Annotated in this window: 23 protein-coding genes and 1 tRNA gene; 8 read left to right on the forward strand and 16 right to left on the reverse strand. The window is 63.6% G+C overall.

Going from position 1 to position 23,864, the window contains the following annotated elements:
* Positions 1-47: 47 nt before the first annotated feature.
* The 8 genes from rpoN to MTX21_RS25590 all read right to left on the reverse strand — a co-directional run bounded on the left by rpoN (position 48) and on the right by MTX21_RS25590 (position 10,366).
* A complete protein-coding gene (rpoN, locus tag MTX21_RS25555; RefSeq protein ID WP_280967438.1) occupies positions 48-1,664 on the reverse strand; it encodes an RNA polymerase factor sigma-54 in 1,617 nt (538 codons plus the stop codon).
* A gap of 89 nt (positions 1,665-1,753) precedes the next feature.
* Positions 1,754-2,746 carry an LPS export ABC transporter ATP-binding protein gene (gene lptB / locus MTX21_RS25560; RefSeq protein WP_280967439.1) on the reverse strand — a complete coding sequence of 331 codons (993 nt, stop codon included), beginning with the start codon at positions 2,744-2,746 and terminating at the stop codon, positions 1,754-1,756.
* Positions 2,747-2,981: 235 nt separating this feature from the next.
* Positions 2,982-3,728: an LptA/OstA family protein gene (locus tag MTX21_RS25565; RefSeq protein WP_280967440.1), complete on the reverse strand. Its 747-nt coding sequence runs from the start codon at positions 3,726-3,728 to the stop codon at positions 2,982-2,984.
* A gap of 13 nt (positions 3,729-3,741) precedes the next feature.
* On the reverse strand, positions 3,742-4,482 hold the full coding sequence (lptC, locus tag MTX21_RS25570; RefSeq protein WP_280967441.1) for an LPS export ABC transporter periplasmic protein LptC: 741 nt from the start codon (positions 4,480-4,482) through the stop codon (positions 3,742-3,744).
* Positions 4,483-4,650: 168 nt separating this feature from the next.
* Positions 4,651-5,265, reverse strand: a complete 615-nt coding sequence (locus MTX21_RS25575) for a ribonuclease D (RefSeq protein WP_280967442.1) — start codon at positions 5,263-5,265, stop codon at positions 4,651-4,653.
* 336 nt (positions 5,266-5,601) lie between these two features.
* Complete coding sequence (locus tag MTX21_RS25580) at positions 5,602-6,906, reverse strand: UbiA family prenyltransferase (RefSeq protein ID WP_280967443.1); 1,305 nt, start codon at positions 6,904-6,906, stop codon at positions 5,602-5,604.
* 241 nt (positions 6,907-7,147) lie between these two features.
* The gene (locus MTX21_RS25585) at positions 7,148-8,605 is read right to left on the reverse strand and encodes a hypothetical protein (protein ID WP_280967444.1); all 1,458 of its coding nucleotides are present in this window, start codon (positions 8,603-8,605) and stop codon (positions 7,148-7,150) included.
* A 42-nt stretch (positions 8,606-8,647) separates the two neighbouring features.
* Entirely contained in the window at positions 8,648-10,366 is a 1,719-nt protein-coding gene (locus tag MTX21_RS25590) for a DUF6798 domain-containing protein (protein ID WP_280967445.1), read from the reverse strand.
* A gap of 482 nt (positions 10,367-10,848) precedes the next feature.
* On the opposite strand from MTX21_RS25590, the gene MTX21_RS25595 reads away from it, so the two are divergent.
* The gene (locus tag MTX21_RS25595) at positions 10,849-12,120 is read left to right on the forward strand and encodes an MFS transporter (RefSeq protein WP_280967446.1); all 1,272 of its coding nucleotides are present in this window, start codon (positions 10,849-10,851) and stop codon (positions 12,118-12,120) included.
* 118 nt (positions 12,121-12,238) lie between these two features.
* Here the strand turns inward: MTX21_RS25595 and MTX21_RS25600 are convergent.
* A tRNA-Leu gene (locus tag MTX21_RS25600) sits at positions 12,239-12,325 on the reverse strand.
* Positions 12,326-12,465: 140 nt separating this feature from the next.
* Here MTX21_RS25600 and MTX21_RS25605 point away from each other — a divergent pair.
* Complete coding sequence (locus tag MTX21_RS25605) at positions 12,466-13,431, forward strand: complex I NDUFA9 subunit family protein (RefSeq protein WP_280967447.1); 966 nt, start codon at positions 12,466-12,468, stop codon at positions 13,429-13,431.
* A 56-nt stretch (positions 13,432-13,487) separates the two neighbouring features.
* On the opposite strand, the gene MTX21_RS25610 is transcribed toward MTX21_RS25605, so the two are convergent.
* The 3 genes from MTX21_RS25610 to MTX21_RS25620 form a co-directional block, all read right to left on the reverse strand.
* A complete protein-coding gene (locus MTX21_RS25610) occupies positions 13,488-14,228 on the reverse strand; it encodes an SDR family oxidoreductase (RefSeq protein ID WP_280967448.1) in 741 nt (246 codons plus the stop codon).
* Positions 14,225-15,562 carry an FAD-binding oxidoreductase gene (locus tag MTX21_RS25615; RefSeq protein WP_280967449.1) on the reverse strand — a complete coding sequence of 446 codons (1,338 nt, stop codon included), beginning with the start codon at positions 15,560-15,562 and terminating at the stop codon, positions 14,225-14,227. Before MTX21_RS25615 ends, MTX21_RS25610 begins: the two co-directional genes overlap by 4 nt.
* 102 nt (positions 15,563-15,664) lie before the next feature.
* Positions 15,665-16,471, reverse strand: a complete 807-nt coding sequence (locus tag MTX21_RS25620) for an undecaprenyl-diphosphate phosphatase (protein ID WP_280967450.1) — start codon at positions 16,469-16,471, stop codon at positions 15,665-15,667.
* 169 nt (positions 16,472-16,640) lie between these two features.
* Here MTX21_RS25620 and MTX21_RS25625 point away from each other — a divergent pair, with 169 nt between their 5' ends.
* The 3 genes from MTX21_RS25625 (at position 16,641) to MTX21_RS25635 (ending at position 19,558) form a co-directional block, all read left to right on the forward strand.
* Positions 16,641-17,333 carry a glutathione S-transferase family protein gene (locus MTX21_RS25625; RefSeq protein WP_280967451.1) on the forward strand — a complete coding sequence of 231 codons (693 nt, stop codon included), beginning with the start codon at positions 16,641-16,643 and terminating at the stop codon, positions 17,331-17,333.
* Positions 17,282-18,463 carry a tRNA epoxyqueuosine(34) reductase QueG gene (gene queG, locus MTX21_RS25630; protein ID WP_280967452.1) on the forward strand — a complete coding sequence of 394 codons (1,182 nt, stop codon included), beginning with the start codon at positions 17,282-17,284 and terminating at the stop codon, positions 18,461-18,463. The genes MTX21_RS25625 and queG overlap by 52 nt, the downstream gene beginning before the upstream one ends.
* Before the next feature lie 297 nt (positions 18,464-18,760).
* Complete coding sequence (locus tag MTX21_RS25635) at positions 18,761-19,558, forward strand: acyl-CoA thioesterase domain-containing protein (protein ID WP_280967453.1); 798 nt, start codon at positions 18,761-18,763, stop codon at positions 19,556-19,558.
* A gap of 151 nt (positions 19,559-19,709) precedes the next feature.
* On the opposite strand, the gene MTX21_RS25640 is transcribed toward MTX21_RS25635, so the two are convergent.
* Both MTX21_RS25640 and MTX21_RS25645 read right to left on the reverse strand, forming a co-directional pair.
* The gene (locus MTX21_RS25640) at positions 19,710-20,174 is read right to left on the reverse strand and encodes a nuclear transport factor 2 family protein (protein ID WP_280967454.1); all 465 of its coding nucleotides are present in this window, start codon (positions 20,172-20,174) and stop codon (positions 19,710-19,712) included.
* Positions 20,175-20,336: 162 nt separating this feature from the next.
* A complete protein-coding gene (locus tag MTX21_RS25645; protein WP_280967455.1) occupies positions 20,337-21,158 on the reverse strand; it encodes an alpha/beta hydrolase in 822 nt (273 codons plus the stop codon).
* Positions 21,159-21,409: 251 nt separating this feature from the next.
* Here MTX21_RS25645 and infC point away from each other — a divergent pair, with 251 nt between their 5' ends.
* Complete coding sequence (gene infC / locus MTX21_RS25650; RefSeq protein WP_082905765.1) at positions 21,410-21,949, forward strand: translation initiation factor IF-3; 540 nt, start codon at positions 21,410-21,412, stop codon at positions 21,947-21,949.
* 58 nt (positions 21,950-22,007) lie between these two features.
* On the opposite strand, the gene MTX21_RS25655 is transcribed toward infC, so the two are convergent.
* On the reverse strand, positions 22,008-22,412 hold the full coding sequence (locus MTX21_RS25655; RefSeq protein ID WP_280967456.1) for a hypothetical protein: 405 nt from the start codon (positions 22,410-22,412) through the stop codon (positions 22,008-22,010).
* 268 nt (positions 22,413-22,680) lie between these two features.
* Between MTX21_RS25655 and rpmI the strand changes: the two genes are divergently transcribed.
* A complete protein-coding gene (rpmI, locus tag MTX21_RS25660; protein WP_008539890.1) occupies positions 22,681-22,881 on the forward strand; it encodes a 50S ribosomal protein L35 in 201 nt (66 codons plus the stop codon).
* Positions 22,882-22,960: 79 nt separating this feature from the next.
* A complete protein-coding gene (gene rplT / locus MTX21_RS25665; RefSeq protein ID WP_027550107.1) occupies positions 22,961-23,320 on the forward strand; it encodes a 50S ribosomal protein L20 in 360 nt (119 codons plus the stop codon).
* Between the two features lie 11 nt (positions 23,321-23,331).
* Here rplT and MTX21_RS25670 read toward each other — a convergent pair whose 3' ends face one another.
* Entirely contained in the window at positions 23,332-23,745 is a 414-nt protein-coding gene (locus MTX21_RS25670; protein WP_280967457.1) for a hypothetical protein, read from the reverse strand.
* Between the last annotated feature and the right edge of the window lie 119 nt (positions 23,746-23,864).

A 23,864-nucleotide genomic window follows, 5' to 3' on the forward strand; every position in this document is an offset into this window, starting at 1 on the left:
CGGTCTCGATGGAAGATTGAGAGTAGCGCGATTTGGCGCCGACGCAATCAGGCCGGCTCGGTGTTGCGCGAGCGATCGGACAATGCGGTGGAGAGGACGTTACCAAGAGCACTCTGCTTGTCGCGGCGGCGTTGCACCGAGGAGGGAATGCGCATGGCTTCGCGGTACTTCGCGACCGTGCGGCGGGCAATATCAATGCCCGAAGCGCGCAACCGTTCCACGATCGTGTCATCGGACAGGATCGCGGAAGGATCTTCCGAATCGATGAGCTGCTTGATGTGGTGACGGACGGCTTCGGCAGAATGCGCCTCGCCGCCGTCGGCGGACGCGATCGAGGCGGTGAAGAAATATTTCAGCTCGAACGTGCCGCGGTTGGTCGCCATGTACTTGTTGGCGGTCACGCGCGACACCGTGGATTCATGCATCTGGATCGCGTCAGCAACCGCCTTGAGATTGAGCGGCCTCAAGTGCGCCACGCCATGGGTGAAGAAGCCGTCCTGCTGGCGCACGATCTCGGTTGCAACCTTCAGGATGGTGCGGGCCCGCTGGTCGAGCGCGCGCACCAGCCAGGTCGCGTTCTGCAAGGCGTCGGTGAAATAGGATTTGTCGCCGTCCTTGCCGATCTTCTTCGACAGCTCAGAATAGTAAGTCTGGTTCACCAGCACGCGCGGCAAGGTGTCGCTGTTGAGCTCGACATGCCAACCACCATCGGGGCCCGGACGAACATAGACGTCGGGCACCATGGTCTGCAGGCGCGACGAGCCGAACTTCATGCCGGGCTTGGGATCCAGTCTGCGGATCTCGCCGATCATGTCGGCGATGTCCTCGTCGTCGACGCCGCAGAGCTTGCGCAGCCCCGCAATATCGCGCTTGGCGAGGAGGTCGAGATGCTCGACAAGCGCTTGCATCGCCGGATCGTAGCGGTCGAGCTCGCGGAGCTGGATCGCGAGACATTCACTCAGATTGCGCGCGCAGACGCCGGGCGGATCGAATTTTTGCAGCACGGCGAGAACGTCCTCGACATCCTGCTGCGATGCGCCAAGCCGCTCGGCAGCCTGGCCGAGATCCGGCGGCAGATATCCGGCCTCGTCGACGAGATCGATCAGATACTGCCCGATCATGCGCTGCGCGGGCGCGGAGAAGGCCACCGCAAGCTGCTCGGCGAGATGATCGGCGAGCGTAATCTCCGCCGCGACGAAGGCCTCGAGATTGTAGTCCTCGTCGCCGGACGCGCCGCCGCCCCATTCGGTATAGACGCTTGGCGCCGCATCCTGGGCGTTGCGCGCGGCGGCCTCGGCCGGCTCCTCGGAAAAGACGTTGTCGAGGCCGGTGTCCAGAGTCTGCTCGATCTCGGCGCGGGTTCCGAGATCACGGCTCATCCATTCTTCCTGGCCGGGCTCGAAGGCCTCGGCGGTGCCCGTCTCGTCACCAAGACTGCCACCGGATTCATCGGAATCGCTGAACTCACCGGCCTCGGCTGGGGCTTCGCCGCCGGCCGGCTCGTCACTGGCCCGTTCCAGCAGCGGATTGCGCTCGAGTTCTTCCTCGACGAACGTCGTGAGATCGAGATTGGACAATTGCAGCAGCTTGATCGCCTGCATCAACTGCGGCGTCATCACCAGCGACTGCGATTGCCGAAACTCTAACCTCTGCGTCAGCGCCATGAAGCAAGAACCGTTCCCAAAATTGGTCCGATTTTTGCTTATCCTACTCCAGGCCTGATGTACACGCCTTGACGAATGGGAAATTCGGGCTAGAGCCGGAACTCCTCGCCCAGATAAAGGCGGCGCACGTCCGGGTCGTTGACGATCTCGTCCGGACTTCCCTCAGTCAGGATTTGCCCCGCATAGACGATGTAGGCGCGGTCGGTGAGGCCAAGCGTCTCACGCACATTGTGGTCGGTGATGAGCACGCCGATGCCACGGTTGGTGAGATGGCGGACGAGGTCCTGGATGTCGCCGACCGCGATCGGATCGATGCCCGCGAAGGGCTCGTCGAGCAGCATGTAGTTCGGACGCGTCGCCAGCGCGCGCGCAATCTCGACGCGGCGCCGTTCACCGCCGGACAGCGCGATCGACGGCGATTTGCGCAGGCGCGTGATGTTGAATTCGTCGAGCAGGGCGTCGAGCTGCGCCTCGCGTTTCTTGCGTGACGGTTCGACCACTTCGAGCACCGCGCGGATGTTCTGCTCGACCGTGAGACCGCGGAAGATCGAGGCTTCCTGGGGCAGATAGCCGATGCCGAGCCGGGCGCGCTGATACATCGGCAGCTTCGTCACGTCGTGACCATCGAGCTCGATCGCGCCACGATCGGCCTTGATGAGACCGGTGATCATGTAGAACACGGTGGTCTTGCCGGCGCCGTTGGGGCCGAGCAGGCCGACTGCCTCACCGCGGCGCACATAGATGCTGACGCCGCGCACCACCTGGCGGCTGCCAAAGCTCTTTTCCACGCTGTGCACAGCCAGGAAGCCCGGCCGCCTCAGGAGCTGCGGACCGGCCGAACCGTTGGACCCGGCGCTGGCCCTGGCGGGCTGAGCCGGTTGTGGTCGCGGCCGGGGCGGTTCGGCGCGGAACTGGTCCGGCGCCGGGAGCGGCTGCTCGCGCGCAATCGGCGGCGCATCCCGCACAGGGCTGGTCATGAGACCACCTACGCTGTCGCCAAGGGCGGTGATGTCCTGACGCGCGAATCCTGGCCGGCCGCGTTTGGCAGGGCGCCGACGGAACATGCTGAGTATATCGACCATCCCCGCCTTCTAGCCTTTCACGGTGATCCCGCACGGTGATCCCGCGACCTGCCGCCTCGGCCTTGCGATCCGCCGGCGCAGCATGAGTGAAAGGATGCCCCCTGCCCAGTGAGACACCCTCGATAAGCGGCGGATCCCGCCTCGAAGCCCGTTGCGGTAAATACAGTCTTGTCGGGCCAGCTTCAACCTCGGATCGCCTGCGCCCGGTTTAAGTCATTGAATTTACATTCTGAATTTACTTTTGTTTACCTACGCCGGGCAATTGCAGGGGCGGACCAGCCCCGGGCTTGCCTTGGCCGCCGCAATCGCTGCCGCCGCCCTGCGGCAGGAGGGCCTGAACCCTGCCGCTGTCGGATTCGACGCGGGACACACCGGTGGTCATGTCGACCATCAGCCGGTCGCCGCGCAGCACGTTCTTGCACTGCGTCAGGACCACGCCGCCGAGCATGGTGATCAGGTTGGTCTTGGTGTCGAAGATGGCGGTCTCGCCGGTCACCACCTGATCCTTCTGGGTGACGACGACATTGCCGCGCGCCTCCAGCCGCTTGATCGAGGAACTGCCGCCCGGACCCGGCGTCGCCGACTGCATCGGCGCCGACTGTGTTGGCGCGGACTTGGCGCCTTTCGCAGCCGCAGGCTGCGGCGCTGATCCCGCTGATGAACCTTGGCCGCCGCTCGATTCGTAGAACACCACCAGCGTCTTCGAGGTCATGGTGGTGTCGCCCTGCACGACCTTCACATTGCCGGCGAAGGTCGCCTCCTTCTTCTTGTCGCGCATCTCGAGCGAGGCGGCTTCGATCTGGATCGGCTGATCGCGATTCTGCGAAAAGCCCTGCATCGCGTTGGGCACGCCCTGCATGCTGCTCTGCGCCTGCGCCGCACCCGCGGCGAGCAGCGCGACAGCGACGACGCGTGCGGCCGCGCCGGCCGTCACGCCAGCCTTGCCGTCCCTGCGCGGAAAAAACTTCGCCCTGGCAATCATCTTGAATCGGCAATCATCTTGAATTGGCAGACTTGTTCTGCGGCGTACGCGTTTTCGCCGGCGGCGCGGGCTCGACCGGCGCGGGCGGAGCCGCGGCCGGTTCGTCCGTGCTCAGCTTGTCCAGGTTCATGACGACATTGCCCTCGAAGCGGACGACGTCGCCGCCCTCGGTGATGCGCAGCCGGTCGGCGGACAGCGTTCCGTTGGTGAGCTTGACGTCGACATGGTCATCCGAGGAGACCGTGCCCTTGCCCATGTCGACGAAGGCCGAGTTCAGCCGCGCCTCATAGCCGGTCGAGGTGCGCAGGAAGATGTCCTTGTGCAGATCAAGCTGCTGCTGCTTGTTGTCGAACACGCCGGTGCGGGCATCGAGGAACAGGGTCGATTGATCTTCCATCAGGACCTTTGCGCGCAAGGTCGATAGCTCGACATGATCGGGATCGGTGATGTCCTGCGTTGCGGTTTTGGCCCAGAGCTCGTAGGGCCGCTGGTCCGGCGTGTAGCCGGCCAGATGCGGCGATTCCATGGTGATCTTGGTGCCCGACACCACCAGGTTTCCGGAATCGATCGGCAGCTTCGGCATCAGCATGCGAAACGGATTGAAGATCGATACGCCGACGATCGCGGCCATGGAGAGCAGCACCGCGCCCGGCACCGCGATGCGCAGAATCCGGACCAGGCGGCTGTGCCGTGCCGCGCTGGCAAACTTCGCCGCAAGCGCGGCGTCATAGGTTGGATTCTGGGCCGAGTTCACCAATGCTCCGGGACGTCGCTAGCCTTGTCCTGTCCAAGCCTTGTCCAGTAAGGCTCCAATCGAGGACGCCCATTGTATCCGCTAGCTTCGGAATATGCAGCCTGCGACAGGCCGCTACGACTGTGTCCGAAACGGGGCGGCTGGCCGGCCTGACGGCCGGACCGGGCCTTAGGAATGCGCGAAAATGTCCTCGGCCTCCCAGCCCTCGAGGTCGAGCCGGGCGCGCGTCGGCAGGAAATCGAAGCAGGCCTGGGCCAGCGTCGTGCGGCCCTCCCGCACCAGCATGGCGTCGAGCCGCTCGCGCAAGCCATGCAGATGCAGCACGTCAGAGGCGGCATAAGCGAGCTGCGGCTCGGTCAGGCTGTCGGAGCCCCAGTCGCTGGATTGCTGCTGCTTGGAGAGGTCGACATTGAGCACCTCGCGCACGAGGTCCTTGAGGCCGTGGCGGTCGGTATAGGTGCGCGCCAGGCGGGAGGCGATCTTGGTACAGTAGAGCGGCTGCGCCATCACGCCGAAGGCCTGGTACAGCACCGCGATGTCAAATCGCGCGTAGTGGAAGATCTTGGTGATCGCGGGATTGGCGAGCAGCGTCTTCAGGTTCGGCGCATCGGTGTGGCCCTTCGGGATCTGCACCACGTCGGCGCTGCCGTCGCCGGGCGAGAGCTGCACCACGCAGAGCCGGTCGCGATGCGGATTGAGCCCCATGGTCTCGGTGTCGATCGCCACCGCTCCGGTGTAGCGGGACAGGTCGGGCAGATCGCCGCGATGCAGGCGTACGGTCATGGCGTTTTCAAAACCTCACTCGAATCGGTGCCGGATGAAATTAAGGCCGGGAACGGGAACTGGCGAGGGCCGGCCGGACCGAATGCACCGCTCACAGGCTGCGGCCGATCGGCCGGGCTGTGGCCCGCGATGTACCCGCTGGGCAGGACCGGCGCAAGTACGGCCGCAGCCGGATGTCGAACTTTAACAGAGGCTTAAGCCGGGTATTCGGAAGAAACAGGGGCCCAATGCCCATGGTGGACGTCTATAGTCCGTTCTGCTTGACCCTGGCCGATGCAAGCCGGCCAGCCGATCAGGCCGATCCCATCGAGACGGAGCCTTCGCGCTGGAGCGACGTCAGATCGCCGCCAGCATGATGCAGATCATCGCCGCCACCGTGATGCGGCTGGCGCCATCGCGGAAGGTGTAGATGATGGGATCGTCGGGCATCTCGCGGCGATGCGCCATCATGAGGGCGCGGCCGAACCAGTAGAGCAGCAACGGATTCAAGAGCCACAGCATCCAGGGCCGGCTGTACAGCGGCGTCACCGCCGAGGACGACACGTACAGCGAGAAGACCGTCACTGCGTTCATGGCGCTCGCGGCCGCCATGGCAGCGATGACGTGCAGGTCGGTGATCCTGTAGTCGCGGTTGGAGGGATCGGCGAGCCCTGCGCCCTGACGCATGCTGAGCTCGCTGAAGCGCTTGATCAGCGCGAGCGAGGTGAACACGAACAGCGAGAAGATCAGCAGCCATTCCGACAGCACGACGCCGACGCCGACGGCGCCCGCGATGATGCGCAAGCTGTAGAGGCCGGCGAGCGTCACCACGTCAACCAGCATCTTGCGCTTGAGCACCAGCGAATAGGCGATCGTGGTGGCGAGATAGGCGCCGAGCACGCCTAGGAAAACGGCGGAGATGCAGAGGCTGGCGGCGACCGCGAAGCCCCACAGCGCGGGGATTGCGAGCAGCGCGGACGAGATCGGCAAATCACCCGCCGCGAGCGCGCGATGGCGCTTGGTCGGGTGCTGCCGGTCCGCGGCGAGGTCGAGCAGGTCGTTCATCAGATAGGCGCCCGACGCGCAGGCCGAGAACGCCAGAAACGCCAGCAGCGCGTAGCTCAGCGTCGCGAAATTCATCTGATGCGCGGTGATCGCCGGCACGAACACCAGCGTGTTCTTGGCGTATTGATACACGCGCAGCGCCTTCGTCCAAGTCTTCAAACTGGATGTCTTTAGGCTGGCACGACGGCTAGCGCGGTCGCTGATCCGCTCGATCGAGGCGCGATCGAACGGCACGGCGCCCGAGGCGAGATCGGCGGGCGCCACGACGCCATCGAATCCGAGATGCGCGGCGATGCCCCCGGCATGATGGGCCAAGCGGCCAGCGACGAGATAGATCTTCTCGCCGCGCGCCCGCGCCGCCAGAGCCTGGTTCAGCACATCGGCATCATAGGGCAGATGGCCGTAGTCGATCTCGGCCCGCGCCAGCACGTCCCCAAGCGCCGCCGGGCTCAGCGATCCCTTCGCGCGCAGGCGGGCGAGCGACCCACCGACATCGGCGAAAAGCGCCTCATAGGCCAGCTCCGAGCGCAGCAGCGCGCCTTCGAGATCAATGACAAGGGTGCGCGCAGGCGCCGGGGTCACCGACGGCCCGGCCATGCCAGACTCGTACTGCCAGACAGGCTGCTCCATACGAAAACGCTCGATTGAACCGCGACATGACCGGCCCATGGCCGGGGAGCAGGGAAATGGACAGTCAGACTCTAGGGATCATTCGCTAAGGGCGGCTTAATTCGAGCGGAGAGGGCGGGCGGCAGCCGTGCGATATCCGGAGCGACCGCCGCGAAATGGCAGCGAATTCGGACCGATTCGACGTCTCACACAGGCGCGGAGGCTCCGGCTATGATCGGTCCAAAACCGGTTGATCGACAAATATCCGAACGCGGCCGATGGTTTCAACTTCACGATAGTGTCTTAACTCCATTTGAACCTCGGGATCTAAATTGGCCCATGCCAGCCAATCGAACCGAAACATGCTCAGCAGGTAGGTATCCACCAGAATTACGTCCGGGCGACCGTTCCGCAGGTCCGCCAGCAACTGCCGTCGCTCGAAATGTATGATGCCATCCAGTTTTGCCTGTTCATCTTGAGTTGGATGCGAGGTTTGCTCGCGCAAAATTGCGCCGCCGGCTAAGAGTTGCGCGCAAGAGCTGCCCACCCAAGATCCATCGAGTTGACGGACGAGCGGATGCCCCAGACCGATGTGATCGGTAATCGTGAGCAGCCGCGGGTGCTTCACAAGCGCTTGGACACTCCGCTCGAGCGGCGGAAAGCCGGGCGCCGGTGACGATAAATAGAGGCCGATGAACGCAAGGACGGCGACGCCGGCGAGGACAATCGGCGGCCGCAGTGTCTTTGTGCAAAGATGCAGCAGTGGCGCGGCCATCGCAAACAGACAGAGAGCGAAAGCCGTGTATGGCCACCCCTTGCCTTGGACAAGGAAGGTCGCGGCTCCGCCGACCGATGCGGCCAACCAAGGGGTTGCGTCGCTCCACATTTTGAAACTCTCGGGAGCGACGAGGCGCAGGAACACGACAGAAGCGCCTATCACGGCGATTGGAATAGGAATTAAGCTAAGAAGCTCCTGCCTGATTGGTAGGTAGGCCTCGGCGACCATCGGGGCATAGACAAGGAGATAAGCAGGAAAGATGGCAACAAGGATCGCCCCGTAACTGATCGTGGTAGCGGCGGCTGTGAATGCTTCGGAAGTGAACAAAGGCCTAAGAGAACGTTGGCGGATGACGCGCAGGACGATCGGGAGACCAGCCACCAGAACAAAGAAGGGCTTGATGCACATAGCCAGCCCCGCGCCCAGTCCTGCGAGGATCGCGACTGGCCCCGGATCAAGGTCGCGCCAACGTATTGCGGTGATGGCGACAAAGGGCGTCAGGGCAATGACGGCTATGTGTTCACGTTGTCCGAATACGGCACCGGGAAGAATTGCGAGCAAGAGTGCGAGAGACCACGTTGAAACATCACGTTCTCTAACTCCCAGGTTTGCCGCCGCAGCCGCGCGATCGATGACAAAAAGCACGCCAACGATCTCGATAATCACCAAGATTATCACGATGAATTCGGGTGCAACGCCCGTTTCTCGCGCCAGCATCGCTGCCGGCATGTACATGTAGACCGATAAAGGCGGATTGGACTCGAAGAGGTCTACTCCGAGCTTTCGGCCGTCTAGAATCTTCTCATTTGCGGTGAGCAGCCAGCCCAAGTCGGCGTTGAGAACAATGGGTATCTGGACAAGCAAGGCCGTCACAAGGATGGCGGCCACAATGATCCAACGTTGCTTCATGCTGGAGTCGTTTCCAAATATGCGGGCCCGGTTGCTCGGAGCCTATGATCTCGCAGGAACCACGCACAGACGTTTCGTCCGGAACAGAACCTCGCCGCTCGTCGCAGCCGTCTGACAAAGATCGATCACGTAGTCGATCCCGTTACGCGACGCATAGGCCTTTCGCTCGGCAAGCGAGCTCAACTGCTCCGTATCGGCAAAGCGGCTCCACCAAATCTCGTAGTAGGATGATGTCCACATAGTAGCCGCCCCCCGCTTGAAATCGACATAGACCCGCCGATGGGACGCGTATTCGAAAACACCGGTCCGGGACAGCGCAACGTCGGCCGTGCTCGGCGCCGGCACGGCATCGTCGCGAGGCCTCAAGGGGACGAGGAAAATGGCCGTCGGCGGCGTCGAGCTTCGCGCCCAGTGGCCGACCTCCATCCATTCCCCGACGGCGTCCGCGAACGTCGCATTGAACGCGAGATTCTGCCAGGTCGAGTACGGCCAGGCGATCAACACCACGCTCGCCAGCACGAGATAACTCATCGTGCGAAGATAGGCCGGCTCACCGTCCCGTGCTTCCGGGATCGCTCTGGGCAGCAACATGATCGGGATGGCGAGCAAAATCGTCATGCGGCTCACACTCAAGGCGACGATCAGGCTGGCCAGCAGAACTGTTGTCGGCTCCTTACTCCGAAGCCAGTTCACTGCAAGCGCCGCCAGCGCAAGCGCAGCGAGCAGATGCACGATCGTGCTAGATCGGAGCAGGTGAAGGTTGAGCAGGAGAGGTGAGCCGGTCAGGTGGGGAAGAATGACGCCAGCCGCATAAATCAGCGCGACGCCAAGGTAGGCGGCGGCGATTTCCGCGGCTTGCGCTCCGAGCTGCCGGAGCGCAAGCGCGCCGACAAGCGCAACGCCTTCCAGCGCGAAGATCTCGCTGCGCGGGGTCGCATCGATCAGGACATGGCCGCCATAGTACTGATGCAGGTAGGTCACGAAATCGAAGGCGGTGGGCTTGCCGAATTCCGGGTTGCCTAGAACGGCATGAAGCACGGGAAGCGCGAGGGGAATGCACAGGACGGCGCCGAAAGCCACACCCGAACAGACCGCAGCGAGGCTCGTCCCCTGTTTCATCAAGAGGACGACCGCGATGAGCGCCAACAGCGGCGCAAGCCACACGGCGATGAAGGCGTTGACGAAGAAGGTTGCTCCCAAGGCAAGCGTAGCAGCAATGAAGCGCGCCTTCGCGGCGAAGTATATGGCGAGGAGGACCGTGCCGTTGGCGATCTCGGAATGGGTGAAGTATCGGATTAGCAATCCGCCTGCGCCAGCGTAGCTGTCGCCGTCGAGCAGAGAAGTGAAGCAGGCAATCAGAGCAAAGATGATCTTGTCGCGGCGCTCGACCACGCCGAGCAGCGAAGCGCAGCACAGGAACCCCAGAAAGCAGACCAGCCGCGACACATAGTCGAGGCCGAGGAAGAGCAATGCGACGTTGCCAAAATATCTTTCCGTGCTGTCCAGCAAGACCCAGACGCCGGATGCAAAATAGCGCAGCGACTGGATGAAGGAGTCGTCTTGGTACTGCGGCTCGTCGTAGAGCCCGGCAACGATCGGGAGATGAAACAGATTGTTCTCGACGCCGAACACAAAGCCGGAGTGAAGAAGCGACAGCGCGGCCGCGATTGCAGCGATCGCCAGCGTGTCGACCTGAGCATGCGAGAGGCTTAGCGCGCTTCTGCGGGTGTGGGCTTCGGAATTGAGGCTGATTTCTGCCATTCAAACTGCTGCGAATACGGCGCCCATCTTCGCGGCGACGGCGATGCTTCCGCTATTAATCTCTGGCCCATCCGAAATTCCTGTCCACGACTGGCGGAGTATCCGGCTCCATGCCTGGCGCAGCAGGGAAAATGGCCAAGGCAACACTACACGCCAGGTGTCAAGGGAAAGCTAATTCAGGCAGGTCACGTTTAGGGATCGCCGGGCCAGCCGGGGGGACGACATGGCGAAGAACGCCGCCAGTTCGGGCCGATTCGTGGGGACACTCACATCCGGCCGGGCGTCCCGGTCAGGCAGGCGCGGCATGAATGGCAGGGACGCACGGATTCTCTCGCCGCCAGGCTGTTGCATGGATCCCACAATTCGGCGCGAGCTCCATATTCCAGCGCAACTTGTGCATGCGCCCCGTGGAAATCCTCCCGGTCCATCCTATCTGTGGCCAGTTTCTCCGCTCCTTCCTCGTTCACCACATATCAAATGTCATGACCGAACAGACGCTCGCAGCGCCGATTGACGATCAACAGGAACGCCAGCGCGGCTTTTCGCGCTACCAGTCGCTGCTCATCGCGCTGCTCGCGTTCACCCAGTTCACGATCATTCTCGATTTCATCATCATGTCGCCGCTCGGCGCCATCCTGATGCCCTCGCTCAACATCACGGCCGGGCAATTCGGCGTCGCGGTTTCGGCCTATGCGTTCAGCGCGGGAATTTCGGGTATCCTGGCCGCCGGCTTTGCCGATCGCTTCGATCGCAAGCGCCTGCTGCTGTTCTTCTATGTCGGCTTCACGCTCGGAACCATGCTCTGCGCCGTGGCGCAGAATTACCATGTCCTGCTGCTCGGCAGGATCGTGACCGGATTGTTCGGCGGCGTGATCGGCTCCGTCGTGCTTGCCATCATCACCGACCTGTTCCCGTTGCATCTGCGCGGCCGCGTAATGGGATTCGTCCAAACGGCGTTCGCCGCGAGCCAGGTGCTCGGCATTCCGGCCGGGCTGTTTCTCGCCAATCACTGGAACTGGCATATCTGCTTCGTTGCGATCGTCGGTCTGTCGATCGTCGCAATTGCCGTCATCGCGCTGGCGATGGAGCCGGTCGATGCGCATCTGCGATTGAAGCAGGACAAGAACCCGTTCCACCACCTGATCGCGACCGTCGGTCAGCCGCGCTACACGCTGGCCTTCGCGGTCACGACGCTGCTGGCAACAGGCGGCTACATGCTGATGCCGTTCTCCAGCGCCTTTACCGTGCACAATCTCGGCATCGACATCGAGCACCTGCCGACGATCTATCTCGTCTCCGGCCTGTTCAGCATCGTCACGGGGCCGCTGGTCGGCAGGGCGAGCGATGCGTTCGGCAAATATCCGACCTTCGTCTTTGGCAGCGTGGTGTCGGTGATCATGGTGCTGATCTACACCCATCTCGGCCACGTCGCGCTCGCGACCGCGATCCTCGTCAACGTGCTGATGTTCGTCGGTATCTTTTCGCGCATGATCCCGTCGCAGGCGCTGATGTCGGCGATCCCCGACCCCAGTCAGCGCGGCTCGTTCAGCGCGATCAGCGCGTCACTGCAGCAGCTCTCCGGCGGGCTCGGCTCGGTACTCGCCGCAGGGATCATCGCGCAAGAGCCGGATGGGTCGCTGATCCATTTCGACCGGCTCGGATACATCGTCGTCGCGACGTCGATCGTCTCGCTGATCGCGATGTACTTTGTGCAGAAGTCGGTCGCGAACCGGGCCGGGAGGCGGGTCGTTTGACGGCGAGCGGGCCGATTTGGCGCGACAGGGGGCCGGTCGCAACGGCGATGCGTGGATCGCCGCTCGGCTACCGCCGCTGATCGGGCGGAGCCCCATTTTGCGTCGAAATCCTGCAAAATGGTGCCCAGGAAAGGACTCGAACCTTCACGGCCGTTAAGCCACTGGCACCTGAAGCCAGCGCGTCTACCAATTCCACCACCTGGGCATGCCGTCTAGGGCACGGAGGCGGTTACTACGGTTCGGTGACGCCGTTGTCAATTCATGCGTGGGGTTGCGGATTGCGCATTGCAAACCGGCCCGATACAAGCCTGACAAAACGCACTCTTCCCGCAGGAATGGACCGCCATGGCTACCAATCTGGACACGCTCGTCACGGTTTTCGGCGGATCAGGGTTTTTGGGCCGGAGCGTCGTCCGCGCGCTGTGCAAGCGTGACTACCGGGTCCGGGTCGCGGTCCGGCGGCCGGAACTGGCCGGCTTCCTGCAGCCGCTCGGCCGGGTCGGGCAGGTCCATACCGTACAGGCAAACCTGCGCTATCCGGCCTCGGTCGAGGCGGCGCTGCGTGATTCGCATGTCGCGATCAACCTGGTCGGCATCCTCACCGAGGGCGGCGGGCAGACCTTTGACGCCGTCCAGGCCAAGGGCGCCGAAACGGTCGCCAGGGCGGCGGCCGCCGCCGGCGCTGAGATGGTGCATGTCTCGGCCATCGGCGCCGACGAAGAGTCGCCCTCGCGCTACGCCCGGGCCAAGGCCGCCGGCGAGAAGGCGGTGCTATCAGCGGTGCCCTCGGCCACGATCTTCCGTCCCTCGGTAATGTTCGGCCCCGAGGACCAGTTCACCAACCGCTTTGCCGCGCTGGCGCGGATGTCGCCGGTGCTGCCGCTGGTCGGCGGGACGACCCGGATGCAGCCGGTCTATGTCGGCGACGTCGCGACCGCGATCGCGGATGCGGTCGACGGCAAGGCCAAGAAGAGCGCCACCTACGAGCTCGGCGGGCCGGAAGTGCTGACCATGCGCGAGATCATCGAGACCATCCTCCGCATTACCGACCGCCAGCGCATGCTGGTTCCGCTCTCGTTCCCCCTCGCCCGTTTCCAGGCCAACTTCCTGCAGTTCGCGCCGGGCGCGCTGAAGCTGACGCCGGACCAGGTCACATTGCTCGAGCGCGATAACATTGTGTCGGACGCGGCCAAGGCCGCAGGCCTGACGCTGGAAGGCCTCGGGATCGCACCCGATTCGCTCGAGGCGATCGCTCCGCAATATCTCTGGCGCTTCCGCGCCGCCGGCCAGTTCCAGCGCATGATCGTGTAGCGCGTCCTTCACCTCGCCGCGCTTGCGGGGAGCGCAGCTTCAGCGCGACAACGACGTCAGAACTTGAGCTTCTTGAAGATCGCTTCCGGCAGCGCCTTGATGATGAGCATCACGAGGCGCCATTTGCCGCTGACATAGACGACGTCGGTCCGCCGCTGCACGGCGTTGAGGATGGCATCGCCCACCACCTGTGCCTCGACGGTCAGGGGCCCGATCAGCTTCATGCCCTCGGTCATCTTGGTCCGGACGAAGCCGGGCTTGACGGTGACGATGTGAACGCCGCCGCGGCTCGCGCGGGCGCGCAGGCCCGACAGGAACGCGGAAAAGCCTGCCTTGGCCGAACCATAGACATAGTTCGAGGCGCGGCCGCGATCGCCGGCCACGGACGACACGCCGACGATCGTGCCATAGCCGCGCGCCAAGAACTTCTCCGCAAACAGGCCGAGGATCAGCGCGGGCCCCTCGTAGTTCGAGCGCATGATCGTCGTGGCGTGTTCGAGATCGCTCTGCGCGCTCTCCTGCGCGCCCAGCAAGCCGACGATCGAGATGACGACATCCGGCAACGCCGGAAGGCCGCTGGCAAAGGTTTCGAACGACGCCGTGTCCAGCACGTCGAATGTCCAGCGACTTGCCTCGACATTGTAGCGCGCGCGCAGATCCGCCGCGTCAGGCTCCAGCACGGCGGCGTCGCGGCCCGCGAGCTGCACATCGTATCCGGCCTTGGCGAAGGCGCGCGCGGTGGCGCGGGCGATATCGGAGGAGCCACCCAGCACCAGAACGGTCTTGCGCGAAGTCACGGCTGCACCTCATCAAACAGACGCTGCGAGAGCTTTGATCGGATCTTTCCGGCGAGATCGAGCGATTTGCGGATCGCCTTGAAGCGTTGCAGGGCGGGATAGCCGGCCTCGAAAGTCGCGCGCGACTGGCGCGCGTCCTTGGCAAGGTACAGCCGTCCGCCGGCGGCGACGACCAGCCGGTCGATCTCGTCGAGAAAATTCAGGATGTCGCCGCGCATCGGGAAATCCAGCGCTAGCGTATAGCCGGGCATCGGAAACGACAGGATACCGTCGCCCTGGCCGAGCTTCTTCAGCACCGCGAGGAACGAGGCGTCGCCGCGCTTGGTGACACGTTCGAGAATGTCGCCGAGCACGTCGCGCGCGCCGTGTTCCGGGATCACGCATTGATGCTGCAGGAAGCCGCGCCGGCCATAGATGCGATTCCAGGCACTGATGCTGTCGAGCGGAAAGAAATAGGGGAAGAGCGAGACCCGATGGCTTTCGCCGGCGCGCTTCGCACCCATGCGATAATAGAGCTCGTTGAAGGCGCGGATGCTATAGCGGTTGAGCGTGATGGACGGCAGGTCGACGGGCACGGCGAGGGCGGGATCCTTGCCAAGCGGAAATGCATCGGCACCGTCGGGAAGCTCGCCTGCGCGGGCGTGCTCGCCGAGATAGATCAGCGAGCGGCCGAGCTCGCTGCCGCGTGCCACGCAGTCGATCCACGCCACCGAATAGGTCGCGGAATCGCCGGCATCGAGCGCGCGCATGGCAGCACCCAGATCGGATGTCGAGACCACCCGCTCGCGGATCCAGCCGGTTTCGACCGGCCGCAGCCGCATCGTCGCTTCCAGAATGACCCCGGTCAGGCCCATGCCGCCGACGGTCGCGAAGAAGGCATCGGAATTCTCTTCGCGCGAGGCTTCGATGATCTCGCCCTGCCCGGTGCGCAGCAGGATGCTGTCGACATAGCGGCCGAAGCCGCCCTCGCAATGATGGTTCTTGCCGTGGACGTCGGCGGCGATGGCGCCGCCGACCGACACGAACCGCGTTCCCGGAACGACGAAGGGCAGGAAGCCGCGCGGACCAAAGGTGTCGATCAGGTCCGACAGCAGCACGCCGGCTTCCAGGCGAATGCGTCCGGTCACCGGATCGAACGACCTGACCCGGTCGAAACCGGTCATCGCGATGGTCCTGATGGCGCCGATGCCGGCGTCGCCATAGGCGCGCCCGTTACCCCTGGCCACCGTGCCGGACGCACCGGCGACGGCCTCGCCGATCGCCATAAACGACCGCGGCCGCAGGACATCGGTATCGACGACCGGGAAGCGCCCCCAGCCGCTGACGAGGGTCATCGTTCAGCTCCTTTGCCGGGCGTGCCTCGCCCTGGCTATAGAAACTGCCTACCGATCAAAAGCTTATATTACGTTGAGGCGGCGATGCGACTTTTGCGGGTATTACCGGCCAAGCGCCAGCGCGATCAGGCCGAGCGTGCCGACGATGACGCGCCACCAGGCGAACAGCACGAAGCCGTGGCGGGTGACGTATTCCAGGAACGTCTTCACCACGATGATCGCGGTGATGAACGACACCACGAAGCCGATCGCGACGATGTTCATGTGGTCCATCGTCATCTCGGACCGGTTCTTGTAGAAGTCGTAGGCGAACGCGCCGATCATGGTCGGGATGGCGAGGAAGAACGAGAACTCCGCCGCCGCGCGCTTGTCTGCGCCGAGCAGCATCGCCGCGACGATGCTGGCGCCGGAACGCGACACGCCCGGGATCATCGCCACGCATTGCGCGATGCCGATATAGAGATACATCAGCAGCGGAAACTTGGTGGCATCGTGCTCGCGCGGCTTCAGATTGAGCCGGTCGACCCACAGGAGAATGGCGCCGCCGACGATCAGCGTGAAGCAGACGACCCACGGATTGAACAGCACGCTCTTGATGTATTTGCCGGCGAGCAGGCCGACGATGACCGCGGGCAGGAACGCGACCAGCACACCGATCACGAAACGGCGCGCATAGACATCCCCGGTGAACATGCCGATCGAGACGTCCCACAACTTCCTGAAGTACAAGCCGACGATCGCGAGGATCGCGCCGAGCTGGATCAGGACGGTAAACGAATCCCAGAAGGCGCCTTCGCCAAGGCCGAAGAAGCGCTCCGCGAGCAGGAGGTGACCTGTCGATGAAACGGGAAGGAACTCAGTCACGCCCTCGATGATGCCGAGGATCACTGCCCGTATTGTGTCTGACATATTTACGGTCCATTTCGGCTGGAAAAGCGGGGTTCTTCTCGCCTATTCGTCCCGCTGCGGCAATCGCTAAATGCGATATCACGGGTTGTCTTGCGGTTTTGAGGGGCTAGTGTGGCGCCGAAGAAAACATTGATGGATTCTTAAGCACCATCAAATAGTCACAGGCTGCATGTTTACGCTGTTTCATCATCCGTTCTGTCCGCATTCGCGCTTCATCCGCCTGATCGTGGGCGAATACGGGCTCGAGCTGCGGCTGACCGAGGAACGCACCTGGGAACGGCGCGAAGCATTTCTGCTGCTCAACGCGGCGGGCACGACGCCGGTGCTGGTGGACGAAAAGGAGCCGCCGATTCCGGGCGCGGCGATCATCGCCGAATATCTCGACGAGGCCTATGGGCAAGGCATGGGCGTCAAGCGCTTGATGCCGAACACGATCACCGAGCGCGTCGAGGTGCGCCGGCTGATGGCCTGGTTCAACGAGAAATTCTTCGAGGAGGTCTCCCATCCGCTGGTGACCGAGCGCATCTACAAGCGCTTCATGAGCGAGGAGAACGGCGGCGGCCCGCCGTCGGCCGACGTAATGCGCGCCGCCAAGGCCAATGTGCGGTATCATCTGGCCTACATCGGCTGGCTGGCGCAGACGCGCAACTTCCTCGCCGGCGACCGGTTAACCTATGCGGATCTCGCCGCCGCAGCGCATCTTTCGGCGATCGACTATCTGGGCGACGTGCCATGGAGCGAGGACGACGCAGCAAAGGCGTGGTACGCGCGGGTGAAATCCCGCCCGTCGTTCCGCCCGCTGCTGAGCGAATGGCTGGCCGGCGTGCCGGCGTCGCGGACCTATGTGGATCTCGACTTCTGAACTCTGCGTCTGATCTGTCCGATCTGAAGGCTGCGCTTGCGCGCGAGGCGCAGGCGCTCGGCTTCGACTGCATCGGCATCACCGCACCCGGCACGATCGAGAATGCCGGAAAGTACTTCCTCGAATTCATCGCCTCGGGCGGCCATGGCGACATGGACTGGCTTGCTGCGCAGCCCGAGCGCCGGGTCGATCCGCGCGGGCTGTGGCAGGACGTGCGCTCGGTGATCATGCTCGGAGTGAACTACGGCCCCGACCAGGATCCACTGGCGATCCTGCAAGAGCGCACGCGTGCGGCGATCTCGGTCTATGCGAAAGGCGACGACTATCACGACCTGATCAAGAAGCGCCTGAAGGCGCTGGCGCGCTGGCTGGTTGCGACCGCGCCGTCCGAGGTGAAGGTGTTCGTCGACACCGCGGCCGTGATGGAAAAGCCGCTGGCGCAGGCGGCGCATCTGGGCTGGCAGGGCAAGCACACCAATCTCGTCTCGCGCGAATTCGGCTCATGGCTGTTCCTCGGCGCGATCTACACCACGCTTGAGCTGCCGCGCGACGACGCGGAGATCGATCATTGCGGCTCCTGCCATGCATGTCTCGACATCTGCCCGACCGCGGCATTCCCCGCGCCCTACAAGCTCGATGCGCGCCGCTGCATCTCGTACCTGACCATCGAGAACAAGGGACCGATCCCGCGCGAGTTTCGCAAAGCAATCGGCAACCGCATCTATGGCTGCGACGATTGCCTTGCCGCCTGTCCCTGGAACAAGTTTGCCCAAGAGGGCCGCGAAGCAAAGCTCGCAGCACGCGACGTGCTGCGCGCGCCAAAGCTTGCCGAACTGGCGCGCCTCGACGACGCCGCGTTTCGCGCGCTGTTCGCGAAATCGCCGGTGAAGCGCATCGGCCGCGACCGCTTCGTGCGCAACGTGCTGATCGCGATCGGCAACTCGAGTGATGTCGCATTGGCGGAAGAGGCGCGGCGTTCGCTGGATGATGCGAGCCCGCTGGTGCGTGGGGCCGCGGTGTGGGCGTTGGGGCAGTTGTTGTCGCGCGAGGAGTTTGCGGCGCTGGGCGCAAATGCAATCGCAAGCGAGTGCGATGAGAGTGTGTGTGAGGAGTGGCGGGCCGCTTCCTAACACTCCACTGTCATGCCCCGCGAAGGCGGGGCATCCAGTACGCCGCGGCTTCTCCGTACCCGTCACTGTCTCTGGAATACTGGATCACCCGCTTTCGCGGGTGATGACAGCGGAGGATGAGGGGAACGCGTGGCGCTCCTGACCCTCATCCTGAGGAGCGCGCTTGCGCGCGTCTCGAAGGATGAAGGCCGAGCTGCCGCAGCCGGGCCTGCATGGTTCGAGACGGCGCCTCGCGCCTCCTCACCATGAGGATCGGGCACCTTGATTTCCCCGCGCGATGCTTCAAGGTCGCGCATCATGACCAATATGCCTTTCTTCACCCGCGACGGCGACACATTCCATCCGACGGAAGTCGCCAATGGTCCGTGGGATCCGAAATCGCTGCACGGACGCGTCATCGTCGGCCTGCTCGGCTTCGCCATCGAGGAGCGCCATTCGAGCCAGGAATTCGTGCCGGCACGGCTCACCGTCGACATGTTTCGCCTGCCAACCATCGACAAGCCGATTCAAGTGACGACACGGCTGGTGCGCGACGGCCTGCGCATCCGCGTGGTCGAGGCGGAGCTCTTCTCCGGCGGCGTCAGCATGGCGCGCGCCTCGTGCCAGCTCCTGCGCCGGACGCAGAATCCGGATGGCAGCGTCTGGTCGCCGCCGAACTGGGATGCGCCAAAGCCCGCCGACATTCCGCCGCCGACCGACCCGCGGCTCGGCATGAACGGGAAATGGACGACGCGCCCGATCGTCGGCCACATGGGCTCGCTCGGTGCGCGCCGGCTCTGGATGAGCGAGGTGCGCGAGCTGATCGCGGGCGTTGCGATGACGCCATTCGTCCATGTCGCAACCGGCGCCGACTTCGCAAGCCCGTTCGCCAACGCCGGCGACAAGGGGCTCGGCTACATCAACAGCGACGTGACCATCTATCTGCATCGCCTGCCGGTGACGAGGTGGATCGGCTTCGAGGTGGTGAACCACCACGCCACCGACGGCGTCGCGATCGGTGAATGCTGGCTCTACGACGAACAGGGCCCAATCGGCACCGCAACGGTGGCGGCGCTGGCGCAGCGCAAGCCGATGGCGAAGCCACCGCCGCCGTAGCTCTCATCTCAAGTCGTCATTCCGGGGCACGCGAAGCGTGGGCCCGGAATCCATGCTCCCGATGGTGGTTATGGATCCGGGCCTGCGCTTACGGCGCATCCCGGAATGACGATGCGGAGAGAGCTCGCTTCCCACGACAAGAAGGAGCGAGTTACGCCAGATGCCGCTTCATCTCCGGTCTCGCCCTCAGCTCGGCGCCCTGCCTGGCGACGATCTTGGCGATGCGCTCCGGTGCGAACTTCAGGTCGACGAAGGCAGGCGCGGTATTGGCGACCTCGTGATAGCTGGCGATCTTGCCGTCGCGGAGCGTCATGATCGCCACGCCCTCGAACATCGCCCGCGCACCGTTCGCTTCAGGCAATGTCGAGCAATAGCTGAAGGTATAGCGCGCATAGAGCGTGGTGCCGTCGGAGACCGGCTCGTGCATGTCCCAGCGGAAATCCTTGGCCGTTCGATAGAACCAGTCGTCGATCATCCCCGCGATTTTTTCGCGGCCAGCGAACGCGCCGTAGAACACGTCGTGATAGACGCCATCCTCGGTGAACAGTTCGGCAAAAGCCTTGCCGTTGCGCTGCTCGACCGCGTCGCAGAAGGCACGCAGCATGGTGGTGGTCATCGGCGCTTCTCGCTCCCCATTCTCCGTCATGCCCCGCGCAGGCGGGCATCCAGCACGCCGCGGCCTCTCAGTTAGACACGTCCATCTCTGGGATACTGGATCGCCCGCCCCAGTGCGCAAGTGCGCACAAGGCGGGCGATGACACTGGTGTCTAGCAACACTTCACCCGATCTCAGCCACTGCGGCAAGGATGCGTGCGATGTCCTGCGGACGCGACAGGCGGTGATCGCCGTCCTGGATCATGGTCAGCACGACGTCGTCGGCCGGCAGGCGATGCGTCAGCGCAAACGCATGCTGCCACGGCACGTCCGGATCCTTGGCACCTTGCAGGATGCGGACGGGGCAGCCGAGGTCGATGGCGCTGCCGAGCACGAGGTGATTGCGTCCCTCCACGATCAGGTTCCGCGTGATCGGATAGGGCGAGCCGTCACCATACTCGGACGGCCTGAACCAGACGCCCTTGGTCTCGATCTCCTTCTTCACCGCGGCCGAGAAGTTCTTCCACATCAGCTCCTCGGTGAAGTCGGGCGCCGGCGCAATCAGCACGAGGCCCGCGAGCGACGCCTTCGCCTGCTGTTGCTCTGGCTCGTTCCCTTGCGCGTTCCCTTGTCGCTTCCTGATCTCGCGCGCGAGCAGAAGCGCCATCCAGCCGCCCATGGAGGAGCCGATCACAATCTGCGGGCCTTCGCAGAACTGCTCGAACACCGCCACGCTTTCCTCCAGCCAGCGTCCGATGGTTCCGTCGGCGAAATCGCCACCGGATTCGCCGTGGCCGGAATAGTCGAACCGCACCGAGGCGCGGCCGTGATCTTTGGCCCAGCCATCCAGCGCCAACGCCTTGGTACCCTGCATGTCTGATTTGAAGCCGCCGAGCCAGATCAACCCGGGGCCTTGCCCAGCGCGGCTGCGCACCGCGATCTTGCGCGCGGACGGACCTTCGCCCACATCGATGAAGCTCGGCGCGTCGGAAATCGCATTGGTCATGGAACGTTTACTCTGGTTGTGCGGTTTGAGCTGTTCGAGCATGTCCTGCAGCGCAATCCCATGTCGACATTGACCCTTTGGGACGCTTGCGGAACAGAAGCAAGGTGTCTATGTCGAGCACCGTGCCGATGGGCGTGACCAAAATGCCTCGCATTTGAGGGTTTTTCGCTTCTCGCACGAGCGACTTGCTTGCCGGCAAACGCATCTTCCTTCAAAATAGCTGCTTCCTTCACAACTTTGGAGAACCACCCATTCGTCGTCCCAATAGAGCCCCGGCCCCTGCCAGCAAAGACGGGCCGCGCATCAATGATGATATCCGCAATGCGCAGATCCAACTGATCGATCAGACCGGTGAGAACAAAGGCACGGTCGAGACCGTCGTGGCCATTCGGCTGGCCCAGGAAGCTGGCATGGATCTGGTTGAAATTTCGCCGAATACCAGCCCTCCCGTCTGCAAGATCATGGACTACGGGAAGTACAAGTATTCCGCTCAGAAAAAAGCCGCCGAGGCCCGCAAGCGGCAGAAGACCGTCGAGATCAAGGAGATCAAGCTCCGCCCGATGATCGACGACCACGACTATGACGTGAAGATGCGCGCGATGCAGCGGTTCTTCGAAGAGGGCGACAAGGTCAAGATCACGCTGCGCTACCGTGGCCGCGAGATGGCGCACCAGGAGATCGGCACCAAGCTGCTCGACAAGATCAAGAGCGACGTCGCCGAGCTCGCCAAGGTCGAGCAGGACGCCAAGTTCGAGGGCCGTCAGGTCGTCATGGTGCTGGCGCCGCGCTGACGGCAACTCTCGAAGGAATTCAACGGCCCGTCCGGATGTCCGGCGGGCCGTTTGTGTTTCAGGTCCGTGTCGCCTGCCAGGTGCCGCTGCAGCGGTCGCCGGAGATGATGCCGTGCCACGAACCAGCACCGTACACGCGAGCGAGGCGGCCGCCGCCGCTGGCGTGGGATGCGCCGACCGAGACCTGGACCGCGACGGCGCCGGCGCGATTGACCCTGCCGGAGACCCGACCGCCGCCGGCGGACGAGACGCGGCCGCCGATCACGGTGAAGGGAACACTGTAGCCAGAGCTGCAATTGCCGCGGGTGGTGGCGAAGGTGACGTTCCAGACCCCGTCGTAGCTGCCCACACGGGCGTCGGCGGCCGACAGCGGTACGGCCGCGGCGAGCGCGGCAAACAGCAGCAGATGGCGCGGGCGGGTCACGGCGGATAAAAACGAAAGCGATTGCGGGAAGTCGGCCATTTTGGTCCTCCTCTGGGCGGCGAGGCGTGGACATGGTAACCCAGAATAGTCGGCGAGCAGGTTCCGGCGGTTCATCGTTGCCATTTCGCTTCGGCTCTGCCATAAGCCCAGCCTTCATCGCCCGGCTGATTTAAGGGCTGCCGTGGCGATGTCCGTGCGGGTTTCTGCCACTGCGCAAAAACCTGAGCACAATCAACGCTCTAACGAGCATTTTTGACGGCCAGCCGCCTTCGCGGGCGGATTTCTATTGTGGCCATAGGAGAGCCAAATGCCCAAGTTGAAGACCAAATCGGGCGCCAAAAAGCGCTTCAAGGTGACTGCCACCGGCAAAGTGATGCACGCCCAGCGCGGCAAGCGTCACGGCATGATCAAGCGAACGAAGAAGCAGATCCGTCAGCTTCGCGGCACCCGCGTGCTGTTCAAGACCGACGGCGACAACGTCAAGAAGTACTTCTTGCCGAACGCCTGATCGCGTCCACGATCACATCAGCCGAGCCGCGTTTCGCGCGGTGATCCCGAACCTAAGTCATCTCTGAAGGATTTTTGTCATGTCTCGCGTCAAACGCGGTGTGACCGCCCACGCCAAGCACAAGAAAGTCTACAAGGCCGCCAAGGGTTTCTACGGCCGCCGCAAGAACACGATCCGCGCCGCCAAGCCGGCCGTCGAGAAGGCCCAGCAGTATGCCTTCCGTGACCGCAAGCGTCGCAAGCGCACCTTCCGCGCGCTCTGGATCCAGCGCCTCAACGCCGCCGTCCGTCCCTTCGGCCTGACCTACAGCCGATTTATCGACGGCCTCGCCAAGTCGGGCATCACGGTCGACCGCAAGGTGCTGTCGGATCTCGCAATCCGCGAGCCGGCTGCGTTCCAGGCGATCGCCGAGAAGGCCAAGGCTGCTTTGGCTGCCTGAAGCCTTTAGCGCTAGCGGGCCTTCGGGCCCGCGGCCTTGAGCGCCCGTTGCGAGTAACGCTGGGCGACCTCCGCCCGGCAGAACGCTGTGAACGATCGATACATGGTGCCGGATTGATTCCGGTATTTTCGGTCGCAGACGTGCATCTCGCGTTGGTAGGCCTGTTTCCGCGCACTCTTGAGGCCGGACATGAAGTCCGCCTCGCATTTCTTCTCGACGGCGGCGCCAAGCTGGACATCGCCGCTCGCGCCGTATTCGCAATCCTGGAACACCTTCATCGCGCTTTCGCAGCCCTTCTGGGCGTTGATCGTCTCGATGATCTCGTCCTGCGTCATGGATTTCTCCATGCAAACCGCGGCGCGCACGGAGGTCCCGGCGACCGACAAAGCGACGGCCAGAACGGCCAGACAGGATCTTGGAAGCATCGCGAAAGTCTCCTCGTATCCCTTGGTGCCGAGCCGATGCGCGAGGTTCAACCCAGCCGGTCGCAAGCCCGAAATGACCGGCTTTTTGCTTGACGTTACGGCCTTCGGGCGGCGACAAC

The sequence above is a fragment of the Bradyrhizobium sp. ISRA430 genome, assembly GCF_029909975.1.
In the GTDB taxonomy this organism is placed as follows: domain Bacteria; phylum Pseudomonadota; class Alphaproteobacteria; order Rhizobiales; family Xanthobacteraceae; genus Bradyrhizobium.